Annotated in this window: 2 pseudogenes; both read left to right on the forward strand. The window is 69.8% G+C overall.

Going from position 1 to position 2,932, the window contains the following annotated elements:
• Nucleotides 1-15: 15 nt before the first annotated feature.
• Nucleotides 16-2,487, forward strand: a pseudogene (locus LQV45_RS23590) (isoleucine--tRNA ligase); the annotation flags it as partial.
• Nucleotides 2,484-2,932: pseudogene (locus tag LQV45_RS23595) on the forward strand (Mur ligase family protein); the annotation flags it as partial. The pseudogenes LQV45_RS23590 and LQV45_RS23595, both read left to right, overlap by 4 nt.

Raw genomic sequence — 2,932 nt, forward strand, 5'->3', positions numbered from 1 at the left:
CTGCTGCCGGGCTAAGCGAAGGACCTCGGGTACGAGACCCCGGATGCCGCCCGCCAGGCCGTGCAGACGACGATCCTGGGTTCGGAGCTCGCGGGCGTCTCGTACGACCGGTTGTTCGACTACTACGCCGACGCCGAGACGTGGGGGACGGGCAACGCCTGGAAGATCCTCGTCGACGACTACGTCACCGTCAGCGACGGCACGGGCATCGTTCACCAGGCTCCGGCCTACGGTGAGGACGACAAGCGCCTCGCGGATGCCGCGGGCCTGCCGACGATCATCTCGCTCGACGACGGCGGTCGGTTCCTGTCGGCCGTCACCGACGTGGCGGGGGAGCTGTGGATGGAGGCGAATCGTCCTCTCATCCGCCTGCTGAAGCAGCAGGGGCGTCTTCTGCGCGAAGCCTCCTACGAGCACTCGTACCCGCACTGCTGGCGCTGCCGGAACCCCCTGATCTACAAGGCGGTGTCGAGCTGGTTCGTGCGCGTCACCGACGTCAAGGACCGTCTGCTCGAGAACAACGAGCAGATCACCTGGGTGCCCGAGAACGTCAAGGAGGGCCAGTTCGGCAAATGGCTCGAGGGCGCGCGCGACTGGTCGATCAGCCGCAACCGCTACTGGGGCTCGCCGATCCCGGTGTGGAAGAGCGACGACCCGAACTACCCGCGCGTCGACGTGTACGGTTCGCTCGCCGAGATGGAGGCCGACTTCGGCCGCCTGCCGCGCAACGCGGACGACGAGGTGGACCTCCACCGCCCCTACATCGACGACCTGACGCGTCCGAACCCCGACGACCCCACGGGCCGCTCCACGATGCGTCGCATCGAGGACGTGCTGGACGTGTGGTTCGACTCCGGCTCGATGCCGTTCGCGCAAGTGCACTACCCGTTCGAGAACCACGAGTGGTTCGACGAGCACGCGCCCGCGGACTTCATCGTGGAGTACATCGGGCAGACCCGCGGCTGGTTCTACGTCATGCACGTGCTCTCGACCGCCCTGTTCGACCGCCCCGCGTTCACGGGCGTCTCGTGCCACGGCATCGTGCTCGGCAACGACGGGCAGAAGATGTCCAAGTCGCTGCGCAACTACCCCGACGTGCGCGAGGTGTTCGACCGCGACGGCTCGGATGCCATGCGCTGGTTCCTCATGTCGAGCTCGGTGCTGCGCGGCGGCAACCTCGTCGTGACGGAGGAGGGCATCCGCTCCGGCGTGCGGGAGTTCCTGCTGCCGATGTGGAACGCGTGGTACTTCTTCGCGACGTACGCGAACGCCTCCGGGACCGAGGGGTACGAGGCGCAGTGGCGCACGGACTCGACGGATGTGCTCGACCGCTACATCCTGGCCCTCACCGGCGACCTCGTGCGCGACGTCGCGGCCGATCTCGAGGGCCTCGACTCCACGACGGCGGCCGAGCGCCTGCGCGACTTCGTCGAGGTGCTGACGAACTGGTACATCCGCCGGTCGCGCGACCGGTTCTGGGTGGGCGTCACCGACGATCCGACGAGCCGCGAGGCGTTCGACACGCTGTACACGGTGCTCGAGACCCTCACGCGCGTCGCGGCGCCGCTGCTCCCGCTCGTGACCGAGCGCGTGTGGCAGGGCCTCACCGGCGGCCGCAGCGTCCACCTCGAGGACTGGCCGGATGCCACGGCGTTCCCGGCCGCGGCCGACATCCGCACCGCGATGGACACCGTGCGCGACGTCTCGAGCGTCGCCAACGCCCTGCGCAAGCGCGAGGGCAAGCGCGTGCGCCTGCCGCTGCCGCGTCTGACGGTCGTGACCCCGGATGCCGCGGGCCTGGCGCAGTTCGAAGACCTCGTGCGCGAGGAGCTCAACGTCAAGGCGGTGTCGCTGGTGGAGTTGAGCCCGCAGTCGTTCGACGACTTCGGGCTCGCCCAGCGTCTGGTCGTCAACGCCCGCGCGGCCGGTCCGCGACTCGGGAAGCGTGTGCAGCAGGTCATCCAGGCGGCGAAGTCCGGCGCGTGGGCCGAGACCGACCGCGGGATCGTCGTGCAGACCCCCGACGGCGAGGTCGTCCTCGCGGATGGAGAGGGAACGCTCGAGACCGACGCGTCGCGCCTCGCCGAGGGCGAGGCCGTCGCACTGCTCGTCACCGCCGACGGATTCCTCGTGCTCGACACGTCGACCACCCCCGAGCTCGAGGCCGAGGGCCTGGCGCGCGACATGATCCGTGGCATCCAGGACACCCGCAAGGCCGCCGGCTTCGACGTGAGCGACCGCATCTCGCTCACGCTGACGTTCGACGACGCCGAGGACGCCGCGGCCGTGGCCCAGGCCTTCGACGTCGCCGGGGTGGCATCCGAGACCCTCGCCGAAGGCGTCGTGCTCGCGAGCCGCACCGCACGGCTCATCGAACGGGGGACGGTCCTGGCTCCGGAGTTCGAGACCGTGATCGCCGCGAAGACGTACGCGAACGCCGGTGCCGTGACCGTCGCGGTCGCGCGCACGGCGGGAGGTGCCGCGTGAGCGACCGCAGCCGGGCCGACGCCGTCTACGCGGCGCTCCTGGAGCGCCAGGGCGAGCAGTGGGTGCAGCCCCGTATCGAGCGGACCCGGCGCGTCCTGGAGCTGCTCGACGACCCGCAGCGCACGTACCGCGTGATCCATGTCACCGGAACGAACGGCAAGACCTCGACGAGTCGCATCATCGAGAGTCTGCTGCGCGCCCTCGGGCTCCGGACGGGCCTGTTCACCAGCCCGCACCTCGAGCGGTTCACCGAGCGCATCCTCATCGACGGCGAGCCCGTCGCGGATGCCGCGATCGCCGACGCGTGGGACGAGATCCAGCCGTTCGTGCAGATGGTGGATGCCGAGCTCGTCGCCGTCGATGACGCGCCGCTGACGTTCTTCGAGCTCCTGACGGTGCTGGCGTTCGTCGCGTGCGCCGATGCGCCGATCGACGTGCTCGTGCT

Source organism: Microbacterium sp. Bi128 (assembly GCF_918698205.1).